We start from the raw sequence: 24,907 nt of genomic DNA, 5'->3' as shown, positions 1-24,907 counted from the left end.
AAAAGGCAGACCGCGCGCAACCGGCACGCGTTCACGTGCCCGCTGCGCGCGGTCCCGGCGCTGTGAAAGCCTCAGCGCTTCTTGCGTGCCTGCTTCGACGCCGCCTTGCTCGCGACGCCATGCTTCCTCGCCGCGCCACGCGCGGCGCGCGCTTCCTTGACCGCCACGCTCTGCGCGGGCGCGGCCTTTTTGCGCCGCTGACCCGGCACCGACGCGCCGCTTTCCGCCGACGGCAACACGCGCACGCGCGGGCCAGCGCCTTCGCCCTTGTCCGCCGCCATACCGCGTGGCGCGGGCGGCTTGATCGGCGTATCGCGCACGAGACGGAAGTCGATCTTGCGTGCGTCGAGATCGACGCGGCTCACCTGCACGCGCACACGATCCGACAGCCGGTAGCGAATGCCGGTGCGCTCGCCGCGCAGCTCGTTCCTGATCTCGTCGTACTGGAAGTAGTCCGAGCCGAGTTCGGTCACATGCACGAGACCTTCGATGAACAGCGAATCGAGCTGCACGAAGATGCCAAACGACGTGACGCCGTTGACCATGCCGCCATACTCTTCGCCGAGCTTGTCGCGCATGAAATAGCACTTGAGCCACGCTTCGACGTCGCGCGATGCTTCGTCCGCGCGGCGCTCGTTGGCCGAGCAGTGCAGCCCGAGCTCTTCCCAGATCGCTACGTTGTTCGTGCGAGCGCGGGCACCGCGCTTTTCCTCGTCGGCCTGCTGCATTGCGCGGGCGCGCGGCGACAGCGCGGTATTGAGCTCGACGCCGTGCGGCGGCTGCGGCTGATACTTGCGGCCCTGCAGGATCGCGTAGATCGCGCGATGCGTGAGCAGGTCCGGATAGCGACGAATCGGGCTCGTGAAGTGCGCGTAGGCCTCGTAGGCGAGACCGAAGTGGCCGATGTTGTCGGGGCTGTAGACCGCCTGCTGCATCGAGCGCAGCAGCATGGTCTGCAGCATCGACGCGTCGGGCCGGTCGCGGATCTGCGCCATCAGTGCGGCGTAGTCGCTCGCGTGCGGCGTGTCGCCGCCGCCGAGCGTCAGGCCCATGCCGCGCAGGAACGTGCGCAGGTTCTCGAGCTTTTCCGCGCTCGGGCCCGCATGCACGCGGAACAGGCCCGGATGCTTGTTGCGCTTCAGGAAATCCGCCGCGCACACGTTCGCGGCCAGCATGCATTCCTCGATCAGCTTGTGCGCGTCGTTGCGCGTGCGCGGCACGATCTGCTCGATCTTGCCCTGCGCGTTGCAGACGATGTACGTCTCCGTCGTATCGAAGTCGATCGCGCCGCGTTTCTGGCGCGCCGCAAACAGCGCCTTGTAGACGCCATACAGATTCTGCAGTTGCGGCAGCAACGCGGCACGGCGGGTTGCCTCGGGACCCTTGGTGTTCGTCAGCACCGCGGCAACTTCGGTGTAGGTGAGCCGCGCGGCCGAATGCATCACGCCCGGATAGAACTGATACGCCTTCACGTCGCCACGCGCGGTGACGATCATGTCGCACACGAGCACGCAGCGGTCAACCTGCGGATTCAGCGAGCACAGTCCGTTCGACAGCTTCTCCGGCAGCATCGGGATCACGCGGCGCGGGAAGTACACCGACGTGCTGCGCTCGATCGCGTCGGTGTCGAGCCCGCTTTGCGGCAGCACGTAATGAGACACGTCCGCGATCGCGACGATCAGGCGGAAGCCGTCGCCGCGGCCCACCTTGACCGGCTCGCAATAGACGGCGTCGTCGAAGTCGCGCGCGTCCTCGCCGTCGATCGTGACGAGCGGCACGTCGCGCAGATCGACGCGATGGCGGATGTCGGCCGGGCGGACTTCATCGGGGAGCTTGGCCGCTTCGCCTAGCGCGGCCTCGCTGAATTCGTGCGGCACGCCGTACTTGCGCACCGCGATTTCGATTTCCATGCCGGGGTCGTCGATATCGCCGAGCACTTCGACCACGCGGCCGAGCGGCTGCGAATGACGGCTCGGAAAATCGGTCAGCTCGACCACCACGACCTGGCCGACCTTCGCCTTGCGGGTGTTCTGCGTGATCAGAATGTCGTGGCCGATGCGCTTGTCTTCGGGCGCGACGATCAGCGCGCCGTTCTCGTTGAGCAGGCGTCCGATCACGCGCTTGTTCGCGCGGTCCGTGACCTCGACGATGTGCCCTTCAGGCCGCCCACGCCGGTCATAGCCGACGATGCGCGCGAGCACGCGGTCGTTATGCATGACCTTCTGCATCTCGCCGTTGGGCAGGAACAAGTCGTCCTGGCCGTCGTCGCGAATCAGGAAACCGTAGCCGTCGCGATGGCCCTGCACGCGGCCCGCGACGAAGTTCGACGGATGAGTCAGTTGATAGAGATTGCGCTGATCGAGCCGGATCTGGCCGTCGCGCTCCATCGCGCCGAGACGCTTGAAAAATCCTTCGCGCTCCTGGCGCTTGATCGACAGGGCTTCGGCGATGTCGTTCGCGGCAAGCGGCGTTTCACTCGTGCGCAGCACGCCGAGGATTTCTTCGCGGCTTGGAATCGGATACGGAAATTTGCTCAAGGGCTTGTCGATGATTTTTTCTCGTTGCATGGACGTCGGTCGGCGATGTGGTCCGGCCTGGAAGGCGTTTGCTTAATGCGCGCAGTTGCGCTCGGCTGGATCTGTCGGGCGGCTGCGCTGCCTCGGTCATTGCACCTGCTGCTTGCTGCTCTTCTGCTCTACTGCGATTGCACAGGAAACTGCCCGGGTTCGGCTCGTTCAACGCAAGGCCGGCGCGCCACTGGCTGATCGCATGTCGACACTCGCGTCGCGACACCGGATGTGCATCGTGCCAACGAACTACTGCGAGGCATTCTAACACCCGTGTCGGGCGCCACGCGGGCCTGCGCCGGTGGTTCGGACGCGTCGTGCGCCGGCTCGCAGCGAGGTTGAAACGCGCTCGGCAAATCGCTTGACAGGTCGAAATCGGTCGCTATAATGGCGGTCTTTGCAGTTCATCACCTGCCCAGGTGGCGAAATTGGTAGACGCACTAGGTTCAGGTCCTAGCGGTGGCAACACTGTGGAGGTTCGAGTCCTCTCTTGGGCACCAGATTCGAAAGTAGAGCCGCCTTCTGGCGGCTCTCTTTTTTGTGTAAGGCCTGGTAGTCGAAATCGCTGTTCGTGTTTCGATTGCCGGATGAGCAGGACGGTGGTTCGGTAGCGGTTGCATCACTTCGCTGCACGTTCAACCAGGCGGATGAGAAAAGCAAGTTTGTTTGAAGCAGAGATTGACAAACTTAATCATCTTGCTAAAATAGCGGTCTAGCTTGAAGACGTGCCCAGGTGGCGGAATTGGTAGACGCACTAGGTTCAGGTCCTAGCGGTGGCAACACCGTGGAGGTTCGAGTCCTCTCCTGGGCACCACAAGTTGTTCCGGCGTAAGCCGATGTAGTTCGAGAAACCCCGTAAGATCAAAGTCTTACGGGGTTTTTTGTTTTTCACGGCTGGTCTGCGCGGAGCGCGAGACCACACTCTCAGCCCTACCTGCGTTGCGGCACTTCTCGCCACGAAAGCCCGTCAACCTCAATCCTTCCGCATGCGAACAACCAACGCGAGCAAGCGGGTGCGCATTTCCTCGGCCGGCAAGTGCGTGGGCCAGCCGTGACCAGGAAGCAACCAGTCGAAGCGATACGCGGCTAGCTTGCCAAGCGATTCGGTGAGCTCAGACCATGAATACCAGCACGCGTCCCTGAACGCGACGAGGTCCCGCGCGCGCGGGCTCCATGCAAGCGAATCACCCGCGAACAACACACTGTCGTCGAGCAGGTACACGACGCTCCCGCGCGTGTGCCCGGGCACAGGAATCGCGCGCACGCCGGCGGCTATATCCGTCGCCGATGCATCGTCGAGCAAGTCCGTTGCGTAAGGCGCAGCCGACATGTCTTCCCGGTGAATCCAGACGCGCGCGCCGAAATGACGGGCGTATTTATCCGCGTCCGCGACGTCGTCACGATGCGACAGAAGGATATGCGCGATACCACCGTTGTCGTCGAACCATTTCACGAGTTCCGCCGCGTAGCGCGGTGAGTCGATCAGCAGATTGCCGTCCGGGCGCCTCGCAAAGTAAGAGTGCGCGCCAAACGACGACCGCGCGTTAAATCCGCAGCGCCACACCGCCGACGTGATCGGCTGTGGAAAGATCACGGCACCCGGACGAGGCTGCTTCGTTTCACTCCGTACCGAGGCCGTAGGACACACGAGCACCGCGCGCCAGGCGTCTACGTGCTCTTCGGGCGTAACCGGCTGCCGCAAGAAGACACTCTTGTCGTTTCGTTCGACAATCAGCCCCGGCGCGACGTGACGCGATGCACCGCAATTGATGCACGCTGTGTCGATGTACCACTCGCCTGGGACGGAATCGGCGTTGCGTGTCGGCTTCATTCGATGCTCCTGTCGTCCGGTCGGCAAATCAGGATCCACATACGTTTTCGCCCTGGCGCCCGCGTACGGGAGAAAGGGCGGCTCCATCACCGGTTGTGAGCAAGTTTGCTCCCACAAGCCTTTCCTTGCACACCGCCATCGCCAAACTCCGCCCTCGATTTTGCATAAGCCAAGGGATAGGCCACACCCGCGCGGTCTGATCCGCGGACGCGGTCACCACCCGCTCGCCATCCGGGCTGAAGGCGGCGGAGCTCACGGGTCCGTGATGCCCGGTGAGTTGCGCGATCACCTGGCCAGTCGCCGCGTCCCACACTCGCGCGGTCTCATCCGCGGACGCGGTCACTACCCGCTGGCCGTCCGGGCTGAAGGCGGCGTAACCCACCGCCCCCTGATGCCCGCTGAACTGGCCGATCTGTTTGCCCGTCGCCGCGTCCCACACCCGCGCGGTCCCATCCGCGGACGCGGTCAGCACGCGCCGGCCGTCCGGGCTGAAGACGGCGGAAAAAACCGTCCCGCGATGCCCGCTGAGCACCAGGATCTGTTTGCCCGTGGCCGCGTCCCACACCCGCGCGGTCCCATCCCAGGACGCAGTCACCACCCGCTGGCCGTCCGGACTATAGGCGACGGAATCTACCGGCTCCTGATGCCCGCTGAGCACCAGGATCTGTTTGCCCGTGGCCGCGTCCCACACCGGCGCGGTCCCATCCGCGGACGCGGTCACCACCCGCCGGCCGTCCGGGCTGAAGACGACGGAAAAAACTGCCCCGTGATGTCCACTGAGCTGGGCGATCTGTTTGCCCGCGGCCGCATCCCACATCCACGCGGTCTGATCCGCGGACGCGGTCACTATTCGCTGGCCGTCAGGGCTGAACGCAGCGGAGTCTACCCAACCCTGATGCCCGCTGAGCAGCGCAATCTGCTTGCCCGTGGCGACGTCCCACACCCGCGCGGTCCTATCACGGGACGCAGTCACCACACGCTGACCGTCCGGACTGAAGGCGGCGAAAACAACCGGCTCCTGATGCCCGCTGAGCAGCAAGATCCCCTTGCCCGCGTCCCACGCGCGCGCGGTCCTGTCACGCGATGCAGTCAACACCCGCTGACCGTCCTGGCTGAACACGGCGACGTTTACCGGCCCCTGGTGTCCGATCAGCTGCACAATCGTCTGTCCGGTCGCCGCATCCCACACCCGCGCGGTCTTGTCATCGGAGGCGGTCACCACGCGCAGGCCGTCCGGGCTGAAGACGGCGGAGCTTATCGGTCCCTGATGTCCGTTGAACTGCGTGATCGCGTGGCCGGTCGCCGCATCCCACACTCGCGCGGTTTTGTCATCGGACGCAGTCGCCACGCGCCGGCCGTCCGGGCTGAAGGCCGCGGAGAAAACCGGTCCCTGATGCCCTGTGAGCTGCGCGATCACGTGACCGGTCGCGGCATCCCATACCCGCGCGGTCTTGTCATCGGACGCGGTCACCACGCGCCGGCCATCCGGGCTGAAGGCCGCTGAGCTCACCAGGTCCCGATGCCCGCTGAGCTGCGCGATCACGTGACCGGTCGCTGCATCCCACACCCGCGCGGTCCTGTCCGCGGACGCGGTCACCACGCGCCGGCCGTCCGGGCTGAAGACCGCGGAGAAAACCGGCCCCTGATGCCCGTTGAGATGCACGATCTGTTTGCCCGTAGCTGCGTCCCAAACCCGCGCGGTCCTGTCCGCGGACGCGGTCACCACGCGCCGGCCGTCCGGGCCGAAGGCGGCGGAATAAACCAGGTCCCGATGCCCGCGGAGCTGCGCGATCTGTTTGCCCGTCGCCGCGTCCCAGACCCGCGCGGTCCTGTCCGCGGACGCGGTCACCACGCGCCGGCCGTCCGGGCCGAAGGCGGCGGAATAAATCAGACCCTGATGTCCGCTGAGTTGCACGATCTGTTTGCCGGTAGCCGCGTCCCACACCCGCGCGGTCCCATCCCAGGACGCGGTCACCACCCGCTTGCCTTCGGGGCTGAACGCGGCGGAATCGACCGCATCCTGATGCGCGCCGAACAACGCAATTTGCATTGACGCCTGCGCGCCGCGCATGAGCTCCAGCTCCGCGTCAACCGATCCCGGCGAAAGCCAACTCTTGCGCATCGCCAGTATCGCGAAGCGCATTGCGCGATCGTAAATTCCCGCGTCGTTCGCCATCGTCGCGGCCGACGCCAGCACAACAGAAGTCTGGCGCGCGACCGTCCGGGTCTGGTGAATGATCCACCCTGCTGTCGCAATCAGAATGAACGCGATTACGCCCATCAGTACCTGGATGACTCGCTGCGTAGACGCTGTCCGTGTGTGAGCGATCCGCTGCAACTGCGACTCGCGCTCCGCGCGTGCGCCCTCCTCGCGCCCGCGACAAGCCCGCAAATAGGAAAGGCCATCCGCGCCCAGCATTCGTTCGAAGTCCGACCGCTGCAGGATGGCTTCCGCGCTCGCCAGCCGCTCGCCGGCGTGGGCTAGCCAGGCCGTCCCCTGCCCGTTCTTTTGCCACTCCTGCGCCGCTCGCTGCACGGTGTCGACTGTCTTGAGCGCATCTGCGTCCGCGTCGAGCCAGGTGGTAAGGACAGGCCACTGCCGTAACAACGCCTCGTGCGCGATTTCAACGATGGTGATTTCCTCATCGCCAGCTTCGGCCTTGCGCCGGTCTTCCAATAGCAATCGATACTGGATGAGACGCTTCAGCACGGCATGGGCGGACTCGGGAAGCTCATCCCAGCGTGCCACACGGCGCTTGCGCTGTTGCGTCAGCGGTTCGACGTGCGCGAGCCATGGGATCAAGCCATCGCGCAGTAGACGCTCGCGCTCAGCCTTATCTGCTGGAACAGCAGGCGCCCGTCCGGGATCGGCAAATGCCGATTCGACCGCGGCCTCGATGGAACCGCGCATACTTCCTATCGCCTGATAGTCGGCCAGGCTGAAGCTTCCTGTGGCGCCATAGTCGGTAAATAGCCGCTCGAGCGAAAAGGCCAGCAAGGGCAATGCGTCTGTCCCTTCAGTATCGTGAAGAAGCCGCTCGATCAGCGCTGGCTGGATCGTCAGCTCACGCCCGGCGGCGGTAGCCCGCGCGGCAGGCCCCTCGATCACCGCCTTGAATTCCGCGCGCTCGAATGGAGGGAGGCTGAAGACGCGCGGCGGTATGCCGCGCAGCGTTGGCGCGCTCTGCAATGGCTCGTAAGCGTCTGTGCGGATCGCCACGACCGCAAGCGCACGCTGCCGTTTGCCGATCGCCTGAATCGCCCCGTTTTCCGCGGTCGCGAGCGTCCTCGCAAGCAAGGACAGGAAGTGCGAAGACTGCTCTTCGCCTTCTGCGCTGAACAATTCCTCGCCCTGGTCGATACAGATCAGAACGGTCGGCGCCACGGCATCTGATCCGAGCCGCGAGCAGTGCAGCGTTTGAAGCTGGCCAAGCAGTTTCTCAAATCCATCAGGAGTCTGAACTGCCTGGCGGATCTCGGCGCGCGTCCTAGGTGCAGCGAGTTCCTGAAAGGCGAGCTCGATACTGACGACTAGTCCCGTGGCACCGGTAAGAACAGCGCACTCTGGCCGGATCACAGGCAGCGGCAAAAAGTTTCGGTCATCGCACTTCAGACGCGGCCACAGGCCCGCCCGCAGGAAGGACGACTTGCCCGCTCCGGACGCGCCGAGGATCACCAACATCCGCTCGCCCCCCTGCTCACGGACGCTGCGTAGCGTATCGAGCCCGCGCAAGACCGCCGTGTCCCGGCCAAAGAACACGGCCGCATCCTCGGCCTCCAGCGCTCTCAGTCCTGGATAAGGGGGCCGCTTGGCATCGTTAGCCGGCGGCCACGGAAAGCCCGACGGGGAGGACCCGGCCTGTCGCAGCCCAAACTCGAGCCGGGCAAGCCCCGCTTTGGCGAAAGAGACTTCAGTTGCCGGAACAAGCGGCTCATGCGAGACCCGGAAGCTCTGGCGTTGAGTCCCAGTGGCGAGATCACAGAGCCGCCATCGCACCGTCAACTCTTTCGGCAAGGCGTCGAGCGGCATCGCCTCGACGAGCACACCGAAGATTGTCTTGCCCAGAAACCTGGCAAGGGTTAACTGGGCCAGGCACGAGCGAGAGTCGCACCACGCGGGCGAAATCAGAAACAGCACGGCCTCGCAGCGGTCGGCCGCAGACTTGAGCGCCTCCTGCCAGCGTTCGTCATGAACCAAATCCTCGACCGGCTCGAGGTCAACGAAGTAGTCATTCCAGCCGTTATCGGCAAGCCAGTGTCCGATCGCGAGCGCGAGCGCGTTATTCGCGCTGGCGTGGCTGATGAAGATCCTGGGCATCGCGCTGCGAACTTCAGTCTCTCAGTTGACTACACTCGGAAGGACACCATCCACCTCATTTGCTTGAGTCTGGCATCCCGCGCGCTGAATTGATTGCCTCAATGCTTTACAGTTCGCGCCTGGCGGACACGATGAGAGCGTCCAGCTTGTCCGCGGTCCTGCATTCATCAAGCGGCGTGTAGACGGTGAGCTTGCGATCGGAGCCGTCCAGCAGCGCGAAACTGGTGTATTCGAAGACCATCAGGCCTTTGCGCGGATGCCTGATGCGCTTGATGTTCGATAACGGATTGAGCACCTCATGCCTGCGCCACCACGCATTGAATTCGTCGCTCCTGTGTTGCAGCGTCGATATCAGCCGTTCAAAATCAGGATCACCCACAAAGCGTGCACTGTCGTTGCGGAACATCGCTAGCGACGCACGCGCCACGTCCTCCCAGTCAACGAGCAAACGGCGATGCCGCGCATTCGCGAATACCATGAACATCAGATTGCGCTCATCCACCGAAAGCTGACCGTAGTCACCGAACACCAAGGTGGCGGCCCGATTCCAGCCCAGGATATCCCAGCGACGGCCAGTGACGTAAGCGGGCTGGCCTGACAGACTGGCGAGCATCCGTTGCACCGGCTCTTCGAGCTTTTCTGGATTCGTCGACTGGAGTTCCGGCGACGGACGATCGCTCAGTACGAACAGATGCCGCCGCTCAACGGCGTCCAGCCGCAACGCATTCGCGATTGCGATCAGCACCTCTTCGGACGCGCGGACGTCGCGCCCCTGTTCGAGCCAGGTGTACCACGTGATGCCGACGTCCGCGAGCATCGCGACTTCTTCGCGGCGCAGCCCCGGCGTGCGTCGTCGAAACCCGTCAGGCAATCCGACCGCGGCTGGACTCAGGTGCTCGCGCCGCGACCTCAGAAATGCACCCAGCTCGCAACGGCGCCGTTCGGCGGCGACGGTTCTGACGTTCATCGTCATCGTGGTAGCTCCCTATACCAGTATCGATCCAGCACTGTTTGTCGCGCGGCAAAGCGCACAGGATGAAGACCAAACCAACTTTCAGTCTATTCAATCATGAACATGACGAACAAGCTTGTGCTGGTTACCGGCTCGACCGACGGACTCGGACGCTGCGTCGCGAAGCGACTCGCAGCCCAGGGCGCGCATGTGCTCATTCACGGGCGAAATATGGAAAGGGGCGAACACGTCGTTCGCGAGATAGCGGATGCGGGAGGCAAAGCTACTTTTTATCCGGCTGATTTGTCTACGTTCGCGGAAGTTAGATCGCTGGCGAGCGCGATCGGACGCGCGCACGATCGACTCGACCTGCTAATCAACAACGCCGGCATCGGCACCGGTCCGCGTGGCTCGACCAGGCAAGTCACGGCGGATGGAATCGAATTGCGGTTTGCCGTGAACTACCTCGCGGGCTTTGCCCTGACCAGGCTTCTGCTGCCTCTTTTGCTGAAGGGCTCGAGATCGCGGATTGTCAATGTCGCTTCCGTGGGACAACGCCCGATCGATTTCGACGACGTGATGTTGAGCCGCGGCTATAGCGGTACCGCGGCCTACTGCCAGAGCAAGCTCGCGCAAATCATGTTCACCTTCGATCTGGCCGACGAACTGGCGCAGACCAGCGTGACGGCAAATTGTCTGCATCCGGCCACATACATGGATACAACCATGGTGAGGAATGGCGGAATCACACCGCTCAGCACGGTCGCGGAAGGCGCCGACGCGGTTCTTCATCTTGCGGCGACAACCGCAATGGAAGGCTGTACCGGCCTCTATTTCGACGGCACGAGGCTCGCCAGAGCTCATCCCGACGCCTACGACCCCACGCTTCGCAAGCGACTGCGTCAGCTCAGCTTTCAGTTGACGGACCCGTCGCTGGCACATTGACACATCGAATTTCGATGTCGGCCCCGCCTGGGTTCCGGATACCCGGCATGTTTCAAAGAGCGGAAACTTCAACCATGTCACAACATGTCTTCATTGTCGGCGGCTCCTCCGGCATTGGCTTCGCGACAGCTAGCCGGCTATTGGATCGGAGATACACGGTTACGATTGCAGGGAGAGATTCCGCGAAACTGGCCAAAGCGAAGGCAGCATTGCACAGCACTGCAAATACGGTGAGATTCGATGCATCCGATGCATCGACCATCGCCGGCACGTTTGCCGAGATTGGCGCAATCGATCACCTGGTTCTCGCGCTCGGCAGTGGCAAGGGTGGCGGCCCGTTTTCAGCCGTCAGTCTCGATGCGGTGCGTATGGGATTCGATGAGAAAGTGTTTCCTCATTTCGCGTGTGCCCAGGCGGCGCTTGCGTCGATTGCGAAAACCGGAAGTATCACTTTTCTCTCTGCCGTGTCGGCACACTCGGCCATGCCCGGAACAGCGGGCCTCGGCGCAGCGAACGCGGCGATTGCCGCGATCGTGCCGATCCTGGCGGCAGAGCTACGCCCGTTGCGGATTAACGCGGTTTCGCCTGGCGTCATTGATACGCCGTGGTGGGACTTCCTGCCGGAGAAAGACAAGCAATCCGCTTTTGCCGGTTATGCGGCGAGAACGCCAGTAGGACGAATTGGCCAGCCAGACGACGTCGCCATGGCGATCGAATTTCTGATTTCGAACTCCTTCATGACTGGGCAAACCATCATATGCGACGGCGGAATTGGTCTGGATGCGACTGGCCAGACCGTACCGCTGACCGATCCTCGCTGACGATCTGCATCAGGCGTCACCGGTGGGAACGATTCCCGCCGCCTCGACCATCAGGATCACCGTTTTCTCAGGCGCTCGAGGGCGATGCAGCAGGCCTTTTTGCACGACAAACGCCTGTCCCTGGCCTAGATCGACGACCCGATCCTCGAGGTCTATCAGGAAACGTCCGCTAACAACATAAAAGAATTCGTCCTCCGCGTCATGTTTGTGCCAATGATATTCGCCCTGCACGACACCCAGCCGAACTACCGACTGGTTCACCTGACACAGCGTCTGGTTGTACCAGGGATGGCCGTTTGCCGCCACGAGGGCAGGCACGTCGATGACTTCGCCGAAGGAGTAGAGAACGTTAAGGCGGGTCAGATATGGAAAGGGATCGGTGCTCACATCAGTCTCCATGAACGTTAGTTCGTGTCGAAGATGCGAGCCACTGTAGGCCTTGCCAGTTCTGTTGGTCTTGTACCGGACCGTCAATCTTTGGTACAGGAGCGATCTTCGAGCAACTGCGCGCGGTACGCGCCCGGTGTCAGCCCCATCCTGCGCCGAAACACGCGCGTAAAGTGGCTTTGATCGGCGAAACCGGCGGCCTGAGCAATCGCTTTGAGCGAATGGCGTCCACTGGTCAATCGAGCGCACGCGAAATCGAGCCGAAGCTGGCGCACGTAGTCTCCGACGGTACGGCCATAGTGCTTGCGGAATTCCCGCGCGAGGTGGTCGGCGGAAACATGGCTATCCGAAGCGATTTCGTCCAACGTCAATGCCTCACGAAAACGATCGTGCAGTAGTGCTTCCACGCGAGCGAGCCATCGACGCGAGCCGCCAACCGTCGCCGTGCGCGGGGCGGCCCGCTCGCACGCTGCAAGAAGTTCGAGTACCAACCCTTCGACTGCTAGCGACGTAGCCGAATCCTGCTCATGGCACTCGCGGACCAGACGGCGCATGAACGACAGCGGAGCTCCGCTGGCAAAGTCATCCGGGCGATCGAGGACTTGGGTCCGACCACCAAGCCGCGCTAGCCACGAGGACGAGAATTCGACATGGAGCGCCTTGCCGCCGGCCCCGTACCAGCAATTTGCGTGCGGTACGCCTGCGGGGAAAAGCGTCAGTGACATCGGCCCATCTTCGCCACGGCGTGACGGCCAGGATCGTGTACCGCAGCCGTCCAGCACGAAACAGAAAAACGGATTCACATGTTCGTGCTGCGGAATGATGAGATCCGTTGCGAATTGGGTCTCCACGACCGAGATACCATCATCCCTGTATTGCAGGGCGGTAGTGCCGAAGTAGTCGCCCGGCTCAAGTACCCGAAGCATGGGACTGCTCCCAAAGAGACGTTCCAGTCCATATTACACACCTGGTGGGCCCTGCGAGTCACCTCTTGCCACGATGTTTACGACGAGCACTTTATTTCAGGAATATTTTTACGTTTAAATTACGATTACATATCGATCGAGAGATAATTTTTGTAAAAATTTATTCGGAATGCACATGGTTCAGACATGTCATTCCACTGACATTCGAAACTGACTAAATGTTGCGGTGCTGAAAGCTCCAGCGCGGCACCGTTTCAATGCTTCCCGCCTGGACGAATCGCTCGCACATATCCTCGACCAGAGGCAACCCACCTGACAAATGATTCCATTCCAATCCAATTTGGCTATTTTGTTTTGATTATCTGGAGAGAAACAAAATGCATCGAAATCTCATTCAATCTGGATTTGCATTAGGACTATTGACAAGCTGCATTGCATTTGCGGCGCCGCAGGGCGACATGGAGCTTCTGCCGACTGGGCAATTCATTTCTCCGCGAGCCATACCAGGTGCCGTGCAGCAGTTGCTCAACCCGCAGCTTTCGGCCAAGCCGACCCAGATCGTCAGCGGTGCGATCAAGTCGCAACTCAGCCCGGACGGCAACACACTGGCCGTGATTACGGCCGGCTATAACACCGTCTACACGGGTGCCAGCAACAGCACGCTGGACAAGACTGACTCGACCCAGTACATCTTCATCTACGACGTGTCGGGCGCCAACAAGGCCACCCCGAAGCTCGTGCAGGCCATCCACCAGAACAATGCGTTCGATGGCCTCGCATGGAATGGCAACCAGACCCTGTACGGTACCGGTGGCGCGGACGACGCGGTTTATGTCTATAGCCGCCCGTCGGCTCTTCCGTCGGCCCAATGGTCACAAACCGCAGCCATCGCCCTGAACCACAGCAAGGGTGTCGGGTCGGGCGTGAAGCCGAACGCCGGGGGTCTCGCTCTCTCCGGCAATGGCAGGATTCTCGTCGTTGCCAACAACTACAACGACTCGATCACCATCATCGACACGACATCGAACACCGTCATGTCGGAATACGATCTGCGCCCGTTCAATACGTCGGGCACGCAGGGCGTTGCCGGCGGCGAATACCCGTGGGCCGTTGCGCTGAAATCCGACGACACGGCGTTCATCTCGTCGGTGCGCGACCGTGAAGTCGTGGTGCTCAACCTGTCGAACCCGGCCGCGCCGCAATTCATCACTCGCATTCCGGTGAAAGGCAATGCGTACGGAATGACCCTCTCGCCGGATCAGTCCAAGCTCTACGTCGCCGTGGCGAATACCGACCAGGTCGCGGTCATCGATACGGCCAGCCACCGGGTCGAGAAGACGATCGACATCGCTAGCCAGTCCGGCGACGGCAATGATGAGGGCAGCGGCAGCAACAGGAAGTACAGCGGCCGCGACACGGTCAACGTAACCGTATCGCGCGACGGGCGAACCCTGTATGCGGTCAACAACGGCGACAACTCGATCGCCGTGATCTCGCTCGATGGCAACGAGGGCTACCACGTCACCGGCCTGATCCCGACCGCGTATGCGCCCAAGGACGTCACGCTGAGCGCCGACGGCTCGCAGATGTACATCATCAACGGCAAGTCGAACACCGGCCCGAACCCGCTCTACACGTCGGGCACAACGGCCCAGTACCAGTTCGGTCTCGAACAGAGCAGCCTCGTGAGCGCACCGGTCCCGAGGGGCGACGTGCTTGCGCGGCTGACCAGCCAGGTCGACGAGAACAACCACTATTCGGTCAGAGAGTCGCAAAGCGATCGCCAGACGATGAATTTCCTGCACGATCACATCAAGCACGTGATCTATGTCGTCAAGGAAAACCGGACGTTCGACCAGATTCTCGGCGACCTCGGCAACGGCTCGAACGGGGATCCGTCGCTGACGATGTATGGCAAGGCCACCACGCCGAACTTCCACAATATCGCTAGCAATTTCGTCACGATCGACAACTTCGCCGATCCGGGCGACGGCTCGATGGATGGCTGGTCGTGGGTGCAGCACGCGCACGTCACGCCGACCGAGGAAGTGTCGCAGCAGGAAAACTACGCTGGCGTGAGCCGCGGCATGTCGTATGAATCCGAAGGCGCCAATCGCGGTCTGCCGGTTGGCCTCGCCACCACCGCGATGCGCGACGGTGCCTCCGGCGGGGCCTACAGCACGGTTACGTCGTCGCTGCCGGGCGGCACTGCCAACGCGCTGCCGGGTATCGCCGATATTTCGGTCCCGGATGCGCCGTTCGGCTACCAGAAGGCGAGCATCTATGACGCGGTGCTGCAAGCGGGCGGTACGGTCCGCAACTACGGCGGCATGGTCAACAACAGCGGCTCGATCGGCACGATCGCGAGCCCCCTCCTCAACCCGTTTGCTGCCGGCAACATTCAGGCGTACCCGCTCAAGCCGTCGCTCGTCACGCTGACGGACCCGTACTACCGCGGCTTCGACCAGGCCTATCCGGACACCTTCCGCGAACTCGAATGGAACCGCGAGTTCCAGCAGTACGTCGCGAACGGCCGTCTGCCGTCGTTTGAGTTCGTCCGCATGGGTTCCGATCACACCGGCAGCTATGCGCAGAACGTCGGTCAGATGGGCACGGCTGAACAGGAGCAAGCGGACAACGATTTCGCGGTGGGCAAGCTGATCGAGACGGTCGCACACAGCCCGTACGCGAAAAGCACACTGATCGTGATGGTCGAGGACGACTCGCAGGCCGGTTCGGATCACGTCGACTCGCACCGCGCGCCGGCCTACGTCGTTGGCGCATACGTGAAGAAGAACGCCGTTGTCAGCACCGCGTACAGCCAGGTGAACGCGATCCGTACCATGGAAGACGTGCTCGGCACCCAGCACATCAATCTGAACACCGCGTATGCGCAACCGATGGCCGACGTCTTCGACACTGGCTCGGACGGTTCGTGGACCTACACTGCCGTCGCGTCGACGATCCTGAGGGGTACGAACGTGGGCAACGTTGCCACCGGCCCGACATCCGCCGGCAATGACGGCAATCAGTACGCGCAGGGTCCGGACATTCATCCGCTGCATGACGCGACTTACTGGGCAAGCGTGACGAAGGGCTTCGATTTCTCCAAGGAGGATCGCGTTCCGCCGGAACTCTTCAACCGCGTGCTGTGGACCGGCGTGATGGGCGACAAGCCGTATCCGGCGCCGCATTCGATCTACACGAAGATGTCTGCTGAAGGGACGAAGACGGTCGCCGCTGCCGACGACGATGACGATTGATCGAGGGTTCGCATCGCCCGTCGCGCTGCTCACGCAGTAGCTGCCATCGCCGGGCGGCTGTCCAGATGGACAGCCGCCCGCTGTCGTCCACGATCAGAAGTCCGCGTGCAGGCGAACGTACGCGGCTAACGGCGAGCCGAGATAGGCACCGACCACATTGGTGGCGATGAAGTAGCGCTGGTTGGTGACGTTGTCGATGTTCAGATCGGCTCCCCAGTGACGCTCCGCGTAACCGAACTGCAGGTTCGCGATCACGGAGGCCGGTGCCCAGTCGTAGCCGTTGGCAAAGCCGTTCGTCACCCGGCTCATGTAGTCGATGCCGGCACCCGCATGAAAACCTGTCTTGCCGAAGAGGCTGAAGCGGTATGTCGTCCACAGGTTCGCCATAAAGGCCGGCACGCCCTGCGGGGCGGTCCCGACCGCACCGGGAGTGTCCGGACTATAGGTGATGTGCGCCTGCTGTCCGGTAAAGTTCGCGTACACGTGCCAGTTCGACGTGAGATCCGCGTCGAACGAAGCCTCGCCGCCGCGCGTGCGCTGCGAATCGAACGCGAGTTGGTCTTCACCGAACGGGGTCGCCACGTGTTCCCGCTTTACGTCGAACAGCGCGGTGTTGAGCACGTAGCGCCCGTCGTAGAACGACCACTTTATGCCCAGCTCGTATTGCAGCGCTGATTCCGGTGGGCCGATGGAAAAAGCCGTGTTTTCGGAGTTGAAGTTCGCGAGATAGCTGCGCGATACGCCGAAGTACGGCGTCATCCACGGCGTCAGCTTGTACAACATCCCGGCGCTCCAACTGGTCGGGGCATCGTTGCGCGTATACGTGTTGCCGGGAACCAGCGCGATGCCGTCGTTGGCCGTACGATTCGGCTCGCCGGGGACCGGGTTCAGGGTCAGCGACGTACCGAACCAGTCCTTGCGCACGCCTGCGCGGATTTTGAACCTGTCCGTCACGTCCACCTGATCGGTCGCATAAAGGCTGTAGAAGTTCGCGCTCACATGATCGTTCTGGCACGAGTGAGACGGCGCGCACTGGAAGTGCAGGCTTGCGATGGATGTTTCCAGCGGCACCGGCGCGAAGATGTCGCTTATGTCCGGAAGGTCTGCTGTCGTCTTCGCGCTGTTGAGATCCTGGTTCAGGTATTCGAAGCCTGTCAGCAGCGTATGGCGGATGCTGCCGGTCGAGAATTTCCAGACTGGTTCGAACTGGTAGTCGACCGTGTTGAGCGAATCGTTCTGATCGCGCAACTGGCGGCCGACGAATGCGTTGCCCTTGACCTTCGCGTGCGTGCTGTCGCCATTGCTGTAGAAGTCCAGTGTGTGGTGCATGTATGACAGGCGATTATTGATCGTCAGGTAATCGCTGATGCGCCACTCGTCCGTCAGCGTGGCACGGACGTAGTTGCCGTGCGCGTTCGCGAAGGGCGTCGAATATTTGGCGTTGAACGGGACATTGCGAATCGGCGCACCCTTGTAGTAGATGATCCCGTATGAGTCGGGCGTTGCCATGTACTCCTGCGCGTCGATCGAGAATTCAACCTTGTGGTCGCCGATTTTCCATTGCAGATCGGGCCGGATTTCCCTGTTCCACGATGCCAGGTCGCGGTAGCCGTCCGAGCGGCCGGCGCTGGCGTCGACACGATAGTTCAGTCCGTCGATGCCGGTTGGACCGGTGACGTAGCCACTCGCGTTGACCGTACCGAAAGAGCCGGCCTGGATATCGCCGCCCCAATGGAACTGCGCGGACGGCGTGTAGTGGATCAGGTTGATCGAGCCGCCCGGAGGACCGCTGCCGAGCAGCGCCGAGCCCGGACCTTTGAGCACCTCGATGCGCTCGACGCCCAGCAGCGAATGCATTGGGCCGTTGACCTGGTCGCCGTCCGAAAAACCGTCGTCATAGGTCTGCGCCTGCAGGCCTCGGATCATGAAGTGGTCGGTGAAGCCCTTCGAATCGGTACCGCCGTAGTTCACTCCGGACACGTTGCCTTTGCGGATCGCATCCTGCAACGACATGGCGCCTTGTTCATCGAGAATGCCGCGCGGAACGACCTCCACGCTCATCGGCAGGTCGCCGAGCGGAGTGCCGGTCTTGCTGACGCCCACGATCTGTTCGGGGTCGTCCACGTTATCGGGAGCGGCCGCTGGTCTCGTCGCATTGACAACGATGGGTCCCAGAGTGACCGGTGCCTCGGTCTGCTGAGTGGCCGCGGGTTCAGTCTGTTGCGCATTCGCCCCGGTGGCGAGCGACAACGTTGCAGCGGAGACGGCGATGGCGATTCGGGATGGCGATGTTCTCATTGACTCCATTCCAATGCAGCGCATTGCATCGGCTTCATGCCGTGGCAAATGAATTCCGAGTGTTCCTGCCCTTCGACCCGCGAAATTTATCGTTTGCGCGTGTCACAGACATGAACGGTCACACGGACAACGAATGCGGAATCGTTGTCGTGTCATCGCGACGCTATCGCTTTCTATCGAGGGGTCACCTACGCGACCTCGCATGGGAAAGCTGCCCATGCAGCTATGCGGATCGCTTATGCAAACAGATCCAGTCCGTTCACCAGTCGTTTGGCCAGACGCGGTTGACGCAATTGCTCCAACCACCATTGAAGCGCTCGGCCTTCGTGGTCGCCGCGCCAGGCAACGTAGAGCACGTTGGGTTCACGGGGATCGGCCGTGCCTTTCTCGACGAGTTCGCCTCGCTTGAGCAGCGCCGCAATCCTGCGTCTCGGCAGCCAGCCGACCCCGAGCCCGTCACGCTGAGCCAGAATCTTCGCGCGCATGCTGGGAACGGCCAGCGAAGCCTGGCCGCCAACCACGCCATAGGCGCGGCCCGGCATCATTCTCGACGAATCGGCCACGACGACGGCACGATGGGCCGCGATATCTTCGCGCCTGAGCGGACCTTTGGCTGCCGCCAGCGGATGACGCGGCGCGACCGCGAACACCCACTCCATCACACCCAGCTCGAACCACCGTAGGCCGGGGATCGCCGGGGGTTCGTTCGTCGCCCCGACAACCAGGTCGCCTCGACCTTCGCGCAGCGCCTCCCAGGTGCCGCCGAGCACTTCATTGGTGACCCGGAGTTTTACCCCCGACTGCAACGCGTCGAATGCGCGGACGACTGGCATCACAAGCTCGAACTCGATGATCTCGTCGGTCACGATCCATAACCGGTCCTCCCAGCCGCTCGCGATCTGCCGAACCCGCTGAGTCATGCGAGCCACGTCCTGCATGAGCCGGCCCGCCTCCTCCGCCAGCGCATGCCCAGCCGGAGTAAGCTGCAACCGATAGCGCCGGCGATCGAACAACAATGCATCGAAGCGGCTCTCGAGCTGGCGCGCGGCATGCGACACAGTTGACGGCGCCTTGCCCAGTTGCGCGGCCGCGCGCGACAGGCTCCCGGTTTCCCGAATCGCTTCCAGCAATGCAAGCTCTTCCGCCGACAACATGTTCCACTCCGTCGAACGTGTTCATCGGGACGATCGTACGGCAATACCATCCTGATGGTCCATCATGCTGTAACCAACCTGAACGTCTCGCGAACAAGGAGCAACGACATGGGCCTGCTGGTCAATGGTGAATGGCAAGACCGCTGGTACGACACGGCGTCGACGGGCGGTCGCTTTGTCCGTAAGGACGCCGCGTTTCGCAACTGGCTGAGCGCCGACGGCTCGCCGGGGCCCAGCGGGCGTGGCGGCTTTCGCGCTGAAGCTGGCAGATACCACCTGTACGTGAGCCTCGCCTGCCCGTGGGCACATCGCGCGCTGATCGTGCGGGCGCTCAAGGGCTTGAACGAGATGGTCAGTGTGTCGGTGGTCCACTGGCTGATGCTCGAGCGCGGATGGACCTTTGCCGAGGGGCCCGGCACCGTGCCCGATACCGTCAACGGCGCAAGCTTGCTGCATCAGGTCTACACCGCCGCCGACCCGCACTACACCGGACGCGTCACCGTGCCCGTGCTGTGGGACAAACAGCAGAAGACGATCGTCAATAACGAATCGTCGGAAATCATTCGTATGTTGAACTCGGCCTTCGACGCTCTGGGCGCCACGCCTGGCGATTACTATCCGGCGCCATTGCGACGCGAGATCGACGAAATCAACGGCCGTGTGTACGACACGTTGAACAACGGCGTCTACAAGTCCGGCTTCGCAACAACGCAAAGCGCGTACGAGGAAGCCGTCAAGCCGCTGTTCGAAACGCTAGCGTGGCTCGAGGAGCGGCTCTCGACACAACGCTTTCTGACTGGCGACACCTTCACCGAAGCGGACATCCGTCTCTTCACGACGTTGATACGCTTCGACGCCGTTTATGTCGGTCACTTCAAATGCAACCTGCATCGGATCGCCGACTACCCCAACCTTTCCGCCTATACGCGCGATATCTATCAGATGCCGGGCGTCGCGGAAACGGTCAATTTCGAGCACATCAAACGGCACTATTACGAAAGCCATCGTGGGATCAACCCCACGGGCATCGTGCCGCTTGGACCGGTGCTCGACTTCTCCACCCCGCACGATCGCGCGCGCTTCGCGCGTGCAAAGTAGGAGACCTAGGTCATGTACAAGGCTCATCTGATGCTGCCTCCGGTTCGCGGTCTGCGACTCAATAACGTCGCGCTCGCCGTGAGCAACCTGAGCGCGATGGTCGCGTGGTACGAATCCCGGCTCGGTTTCGTCGTGAGCGGGCGCGGCCGTTTCGACGCGGAAGGCGCGGACTACGCAATCCTCGAGGCTGCCGGTTTGCGCATTGAACTGGTGGCACGCGCAAGCGCGGTGCAACGTCCGGTGGACCGCACGACCCCGCCGGATCATCTTGCGGTGCTTGGCCTCAAGGCGATGGTGTTCGAAACCGACGACCTGGAGGCGACCACGGCCTTGCTGGAGGAGCATCGGGTGGACATGGTGTGGGCAGACCAGCCGTTGAGCGCCGAGCGGCGCTCAACCATGCTGCGCGATCCGGAGGGAAACCTGATTCACATCTTCGGCCCGCTGTTGGACCGCACTTGAGAGCGCATCAGATTCGATCGCGTCGTTTAAAGCTGACTCATCCCGCCATCAGCGATGATCTCCGTGCCGACGATAAACGCCGATTCGGGTGACGACAGATGCAACACGGTGGCGGCGATTTCCTCAGGCGTGCCGAAGCGTCCCAGCGGAATCTGATTGAGAATTTGAGCGGCAGTCGCTTTCAGGGTCTCGGCATCCAAGCCGAGCTTGCCGTACAGCGGCGTTTGCACTGGCCCGGGGCTCACCACATTCACGCGCACGCCACGCGGCAATAGCTCCGAGGACAAGGTCCTGGCGAGCGAAATCACGGCAGCCTTGCTGGCCGCATAAACGGATGAACCGGGCATGCCGATGTGCGCGTTGATCGAGCCATTGATCACCACCGAAGCACCCTTGTTCAAATGCGGCAGCAGCGACTGGATCTGAAAATAGGCGCCCTTGACGTTGATATTGAAGTTCGCGTCCCAGAGCGCTTCGTCCACGTCAGTGAAGGGCGCGAACTTTGCAGCGCCCGCGTTGATGAAGACCGCATCGAGCTTGATGCCTGCATCGCCGATCGCGATGGCGAGCTCGCGCGCGGCCGCAACCGATCCTGTGTCGTTGCGAACCGCCACCGCGTCGGCGCCAAGCCCTCGTTTCGCCTCTTCGAGCGCCGCGCTGTCACGGCCCGTGATGACGACCCGTGCGCCTTCCGCGGCGAACGCCTTTGCCGCGGCGAGACCGATTCCGCTGCTACCGCCAGTGATCAATACAGATTTGCCATGAAATCGCGTCATAACTTTCTCCAATGAGTCAGGTGAGTTACTGCGATTCAATGATGCGCCGTTTCGATGGACATGCCGTACGATCCGGGCGCTGAAATCGTTCGAGATGATCGAACATCTTTCTCGATCGAATCTGCGTGGGACGCGCACAAGTCCTGGGGCTGGTCAATCCAGCCAGCCGCGCAGCCGCGCATGATCGAGAAAGCGGTAGACGTCGGGCGCAAGTTCGGACGTGCCGAAAAGCCGTTCGAGTTCGCCGATGATGTCGTCGAGCTCGTGTTCTCCGTCGCAACGCGCGAGGATCGCGCCGGCGCTAGCGTTGAGCTTCACCATCCCTTCGGGATAGAGCAGCACGTAGGCGTCCTGCGCCGCTTCCCACTGCAGGCGGAAGACGCTGCTCAGACGGGGGCGCAGCGGCACGCCGCTATTCGAATCACGCTTGTTCATCGCGATCCCAGTGTGTTCATGGTCGTTCGTTGCGTGCGCCGCCCGCGGCGCACTACGTGCAGCGCGGGCGGCACGCCGCGGCCCGCTCAGCGATTGGCGATGTACATCGTGATCTCAAAGCCGAAACGCACTTCGGCATACGACGGGGTGATCCATTGCATGGCATGTCTCCTTGTTTGCGATTGGATGAAAAACCGCACTCGATGCGCGGCCGCTCCCTTCAAAGCAAAGGATATGCCGGTGTCGTCACGCGAGGCGGGGGGCATTCGGGAGGCGGGCAGTGTTGATTTTTGGAGCACCACCGTTGCGGGATGCAACAGCGGTGCGACAGCACGTGAGCGAAACAGAAGTGCCGATGCAAGCGGCGCGATGGGCTCAAAAGTCGTCCACCGCACGACCCGGCTCGACCGCGGGCATCTTCCGGTAGATCATGTTGCGCGACACGCCGAGCTCGCGCGCCGCCGCCGACACATTACCGCCATGCCGCGCGAGCGCCGCGGCAATCACCGACACGGTCACGTCCTGGAGGCGCGCGCACTCCGGCACGGACGCACCGCCCGCGCCTCGCGTATCCGCCGCGCCGCTCGACGCAACGTCACAGCGCAGGTCATCGAAGAAGTCATCGGGCAAATGCTCGCGCCGGATCTCGCCGTCCGCGTCGACCATGGCCGCCGCGGTGCGCAGCAGATTGCCAAGCTGCCTGAAGTTGCCCGGCCATGGACAGCGCTCGAACATCGCCATCACGTCGGGCGCGACGTGAAGCGGGTGCCCGTTCGCGCTGGCGAGCGATTCGCGCAGCAACATCTTCTGGATCACGACCGCGAGATCGGTCCGCTCGCGCAGCCGCGGCAGACGCACCACGAGGCCATTGAGCCGGTAGTAGAGATCCTCGCGGAAGCGGTTTTGCGCGATCATCACGCGCAGGTCCCGGTGCGTCGCGCAGATGATCGCGACGTCCACCGCAATGCTGCGCGTCGAGCCGAGCGGGTTGACGACGCGTTCCTGCAACACGCGCAGCAGCCGCACTTGCAGCGAATACGGCATGTCGCCGATCTCATCGAGAAACAGCGTGCCGCCGTTCGCCTGCAGCAGCTTGCCGATTGCGCCTTTGCGGCGCGCTCCGGTGAATGCGCCTTCCTCGTAGCCGAACAGCTCGGATTCGATCAGCGTCTCGGGAATCGAAGCGCAGTTGACGGCGACGAACGGCCCCGCGTGACGCGGCGAATCGTTGTGAATCGCCTGCGCGAGCAGTTCCTTGCCCGTGCCGGTCTCGCCATTGATCAGGATCGGAATGTCCTTGCCGATCACCCTTTTGACCTTCGCAATGACCGCGGCGACCTGCGGGTCGCCCGTGTCGAGATAGCTCAGACGTGAAAGCCCGGCAGCGGTGGGCGGCGGCTCTTCGCGCGCCGCCGCCCGCGCGCCCTCGTGCACGGCGACCGGGCGGCTGCCTTCGGCCAGCGACGCCCGCCTGAACTGCACGCGCGCGCAGACCACCGCGCCGCTGCTCAGGTTGAGCAGCAGGTGCGGGTCGAGGCTCGCGCGCGCACGATCGATCAGTTGCGCGCTGGTGGTCTGGAACAACGATGACAACGTATGCGCGCGCAGCCCGGCGAGCGGCATGCCGAGCTGGAACTGCGCACTGCGGTTGGCCGACAGAAAGCGCCCGTCGCTCGTGAACGCGACGATGCCTTCCATCAGCGTGCCGAGAAACTCCGGACGACTATGGAAGGACACTTGCAGCGTTTCGTGAAAGGTGGTCGTGAACAGATGATTCTCGATCATCTGCACCGACATTTTGGCGAGCGCCATCGTGTGCTGATGATAGCTGCGGTAATCGCCCGTCACGTCGAGTACGCCGATCGCGTCGCCATACGGATCGAGAATCGGCACGCTCGAGCAGGTCAGGAAGCGGTTGGCCGCGAGGTAGTGCTGGTCGCCGTGCACGACCATCGCGCAGCGCTCGGCCAGCGCCGTACCGATCGCATTGGTGCCCTGGCGGTCCTCGGCCCAGTTCGCGCCGGGCCGCAGCGCGACTTTCTCCGCGCGCGCGAGGAAGTCGTCGTCGCCGATCGAATGCAGGATCAGCCCTTCGGCATTGGTCAGCACGATCATGCTTTGCGTGTTGGCGATCTGCTCGCGCAGCGTCTCCATCACCGGCATCGCGTGCGCGCACAGCACCCGGTTCTGCTCGCGTTTGAGCACGAGTCCCGCGTTCGAAAGAACCTCGTAATCCGGTCGCGCCGACGCGCACAGACCAAACGTCTCGGACCGTTCGTGTGCTTTCTGAATCGCCGGTGCGGGAAAGTCATTGGACCGGACGGCCGTCTGAGTCACGGCCGGATGAACGTCATCGCGCATTGTCTCCCTCCAGCAGAGCCTGGTACCTTGCCAGACTTTTCTCCGTTCCCTTAAGCAAGCTCCAGGCCATTCATTTCATCGACGGTCGCGAAGCGAAGAGGCTGTATTACCGCAAATCCCTACGCGTTGCGATATGCGGAGTCACCCCGAGTGGCGCTTGATCCGCGCTGCTGGCGTCGCCCCCGCCCCGAGCGATGCGCGCGAGCGCCGCGATTGTGCTGTTTCTCAACACTCCATCGTCCGGCGTTGTACCGGGACGCAACAGATGGAGCGCCATGCGGGCGAGATGTCCCGCAGCGCGTTTCAGGCGCGC

The 24,907-nt window shown here is 62.6% G+C and carries 17 protein-coding genes and 2 tRNA genes; 7 read left to right on the top strand and 12 right to left on the bottom strand.

Features of this window, described 5'->3' with window-relative positions; all coding sequences use genetic code 11:
* Positions 1-71: 71 nt before the first annotated feature.
* Positions 72-2,567: a ribonuclease R gene (rnr, locus tag AB3X89_RS08645; protein WP_368582790.1), complete on the bottom strand. Its 2,496-nt coding sequence runs from the start codon at positions 2,565-2,567 to the stop codon at positions 72-74.
* Between the two features lie 413 nt (positions 2,568-2,980).
* Between rnr and AB3X89_RS08640 the strand changes: the two genes are divergently transcribed.
* Together AB3X89_RS08640 and AB3X89_RS08635 are read left to right on the top strand one after the other, a co-directional pair.
* Positions 2,981-3,067: transfer RNA gene (locus AB3X89_RS08640), tRNA-Leu, on the top strand.
* 227 nt (positions 3,068-3,294) lie between these two features.
* A tRNA-Leu gene (locus AB3X89_RS08635) sits at positions 3,295-3,381 on the top strand.
* Between the two features lie 159 nt (positions 3,382-3,540).
* Here AB3X89_RS08635 and AB3X89_RS08630 read toward each other — a convergent pair.
* The 3 genes from AB3X89_RS08630 to AB3X89_RS08620 all read right to left on the bottom strand — a co-directional run bounded on the left by AB3X89_RS08630 (position 3,541) and on the right by AB3X89_RS08620 (position 9,683).
* On the bottom strand, positions 3,541-4,398 hold the full coding sequence (locus tag AB3X89_RS08630) for an MBL fold metallo-hydrolase (protein WP_368582789.1): 858 nt from the start codon (positions 4,396-4,398) through the stop codon (positions 3,541-3,543).
* Between the two features lie 28 nt (positions 4,399-4,426).
* Positions 4,427-8,716, bottom strand: a complete 4,290-nt coding sequence (locus tag AB3X89_RS08625; protein ID WP_368582788.1) for a PQQ-binding-like beta-propeller repeat protein — start codon at positions 8,714-8,716, stop codon at positions 4,427-4,429.
* Between the two features lie 106 nt (positions 8,717-8,822).
* The gene (locus tag AB3X89_RS08620) at positions 8,823-9,683 is read right to left on the bottom strand and encodes a helix-turn-helix transcriptional regulator (protein WP_368582786.1); all 861 of its coding nucleotides are present in this window, start codon (positions 9,681-9,683) and stop codon (positions 8,823-8,825) included.
* 102 nt (positions 9,684-9,785) lie between these two features.
* Here AB3X89_RS08620 and AB3X89_RS08615 point away from each other — a divergent pair, with 102 nt between their 5' ends.
* Both AB3X89_RS08615 and AB3X89_RS08610 read left to right on the top strand, forming a co-directional pair.
* Positions 9,786-10,613, top strand: coding sequence for an SDR family NAD(P)-dependent oxidoreductase (locus AB3X89_RS08615; protein WP_368582785.1), 828 nt, complete (start codon positions 9,786-9,788; stop codon positions 10,611-10,613).
* A 47-nt stretch (positions 10,614-10,660) separates the two neighbouring features.
* Positions 10,661-11,434: an SDR family oxidoreductase gene (locus AB3X89_RS08610; protein ID WP_368582784.1), complete on the top strand. Its 774-nt coding sequence runs from the start codon at positions 10,661-10,663 to the stop codon at positions 11,432-11,434.
* A 9-nt stretch (positions 11,435-11,443) separates the two neighbouring features.
* On the opposite strand, the gene AB3X89_RS08605 is transcribed toward AB3X89_RS08610, so the two are convergent.
* Both AB3X89_RS08605 and AB3X89_RS08600 read right to left on the bottom strand, forming a co-directional pair.
* Entirely contained in the window at positions 11,444-11,821 is a 378-nt protein-coding gene (locus AB3X89_RS08605; RefSeq protein ID WP_368582783.1) for a cupin domain-containing protein, read from the bottom strand.
* Between the two features lie 83 nt (positions 11,822-11,904).
* Complete coding sequence (locus AB3X89_RS08600) at positions 11,905-12,747, bottom strand: helix-turn-helix domain-containing protein (RefSeq protein ID WP_368582781.1); 843 nt, start codon at positions 12,745-12,747, stop codon at positions 11,905-11,907.
* A gap of 458 nt (positions 12,748-13,205) precedes the next feature.
* Between AB3X89_RS08600 and AB3X89_RS08595 the strand changes: the two genes are divergently transcribed.
* Complete coding sequence (locus tag AB3X89_RS08595) at positions 13,206-16,010, top strand: bifunctional YncE family protein/alkaline phosphatase family protein (protein WP_368582780.1); 2,805 nt, start codon at positions 13,206-13,208, stop codon at positions 16,008-16,010.
* 93 nt (positions 16,011-16,103) lie between these two features.
* Here AB3X89_RS08595 and AB3X89_RS08590 read toward each other — a convergent pair whose 3' ends face one another.
* The gene (locus AB3X89_RS08590; RefSeq protein WP_368582779.1) at positions 16,104-18,308 is read right to left on the bottom strand and encodes a TonB-dependent receptor; all 2,205 of its coding nucleotides are present in this window, start codon (positions 18,306-18,308) and stop codon (positions 16,104-16,106) included.
* A 236-nt stretch (positions 18,309-18,544) separates the two neighbouring features.
* A complete protein-coding gene (locus AB3X89_RS08585) occupies positions 18,545-19,462 on the bottom strand; it encodes a LysR family transcriptional regulator (protein WP_368582778.1) in 918 nt (305 codons plus the stop codon).
* 108 nt (positions 19,463-19,570) lie between these two features.
* On the opposite strand from AB3X89_RS08585, the gene AB3X89_RS08580 reads away from it, so the two are divergent.
* Positions 19,571-20,560, top strand: a complete 990-nt coding sequence (locus AB3X89_RS08580; RefSeq protein WP_368582777.1) for a glutathione S-transferase family protein — start codon at positions 19,571-19,573, stop codon at positions 20,558-20,560.
* Positions 20,561-20,572: 12 nt separating this feature from the next.
* Positions 20,573-21,022 (top strand): VOC family protein, encoded by a 450-nt coding sequence (locus tag AB3X89_RS08575; protein WP_368582776.1) that lies wholly within the window; start codon positions 20,573-20,575, stop codon positions 21,020-21,022.
* A gap of 26 nt (positions 21,023-21,048) precedes the next feature.
* Here AB3X89_RS08575 and AB3X89_RS08570 read toward each other — a convergent pair whose 3' ends face one another.
* From AB3X89_RS08570 to AB3X89_RS08555, 4 genes are all read right to left on the bottom strand, one after another.
* Positions 21,049-21,798: an SDR family oxidoreductase gene (locus AB3X89_RS08570; protein WP_368582911.1), complete on the bottom strand. Its 750-nt coding sequence runs from the start codon at positions 21,796-21,798 to the stop codon at positions 21,049-21,051.
* A 153-nt stretch (positions 21,799-21,951) separates the two neighbouring features.
* A complete protein-coding gene (gene pqqD / locus AB3X89_RS08565) occupies positions 21,952-22,233 on the bottom strand; it encodes a pyrroloquinoline quinone biosynthesis peptide chaperone PqqD (protein ID WP_368582775.1) in 282 nt (93 codons plus the stop codon).
* A gap of 86 nt (positions 22,234-22,319) precedes the next feature.
* Positions 22,320-22,628, bottom strand: coding sequence for a pyrroloquinoline quinone precursor peptide PqqA (pqqA, locus tag AB3X89_RS08560; protein ID WP_368582774.1), 309 nt, complete (start codon positions 22,626-22,628; stop codon positions 22,320-22,322).
* Entirely contained in the window at positions 22,609-24,594 is a 1,986-nt protein-coding gene (locus AB3X89_RS08555) for a sigma-54-dependent Fis family transcriptional regulator (protein WP_368582773.1), read from the bottom strand. Before AB3X89_RS08555 ends, pqqA begins: the two co-directional genes overlap by 20 nt.
* Positions 24,595-24,907 lie beyond the last annotated feature (313 nt).

The sequence above is a fragment of the Paraburkholderia sp. BR14320 genome, assembly GCF_040948665.1.
Lineage (GTDB): Bacteria > Pseudomonadota > Gammaproteobacteria > Burkholderiales > Burkholderiaceae > Paraburkholderia > Paraburkholderia youngii.
The sequence above is the reverse complement of the archived record's forward strand: the minus strand, read 5'-3'. Positions and strand labels throughout refer to the sequence as shown.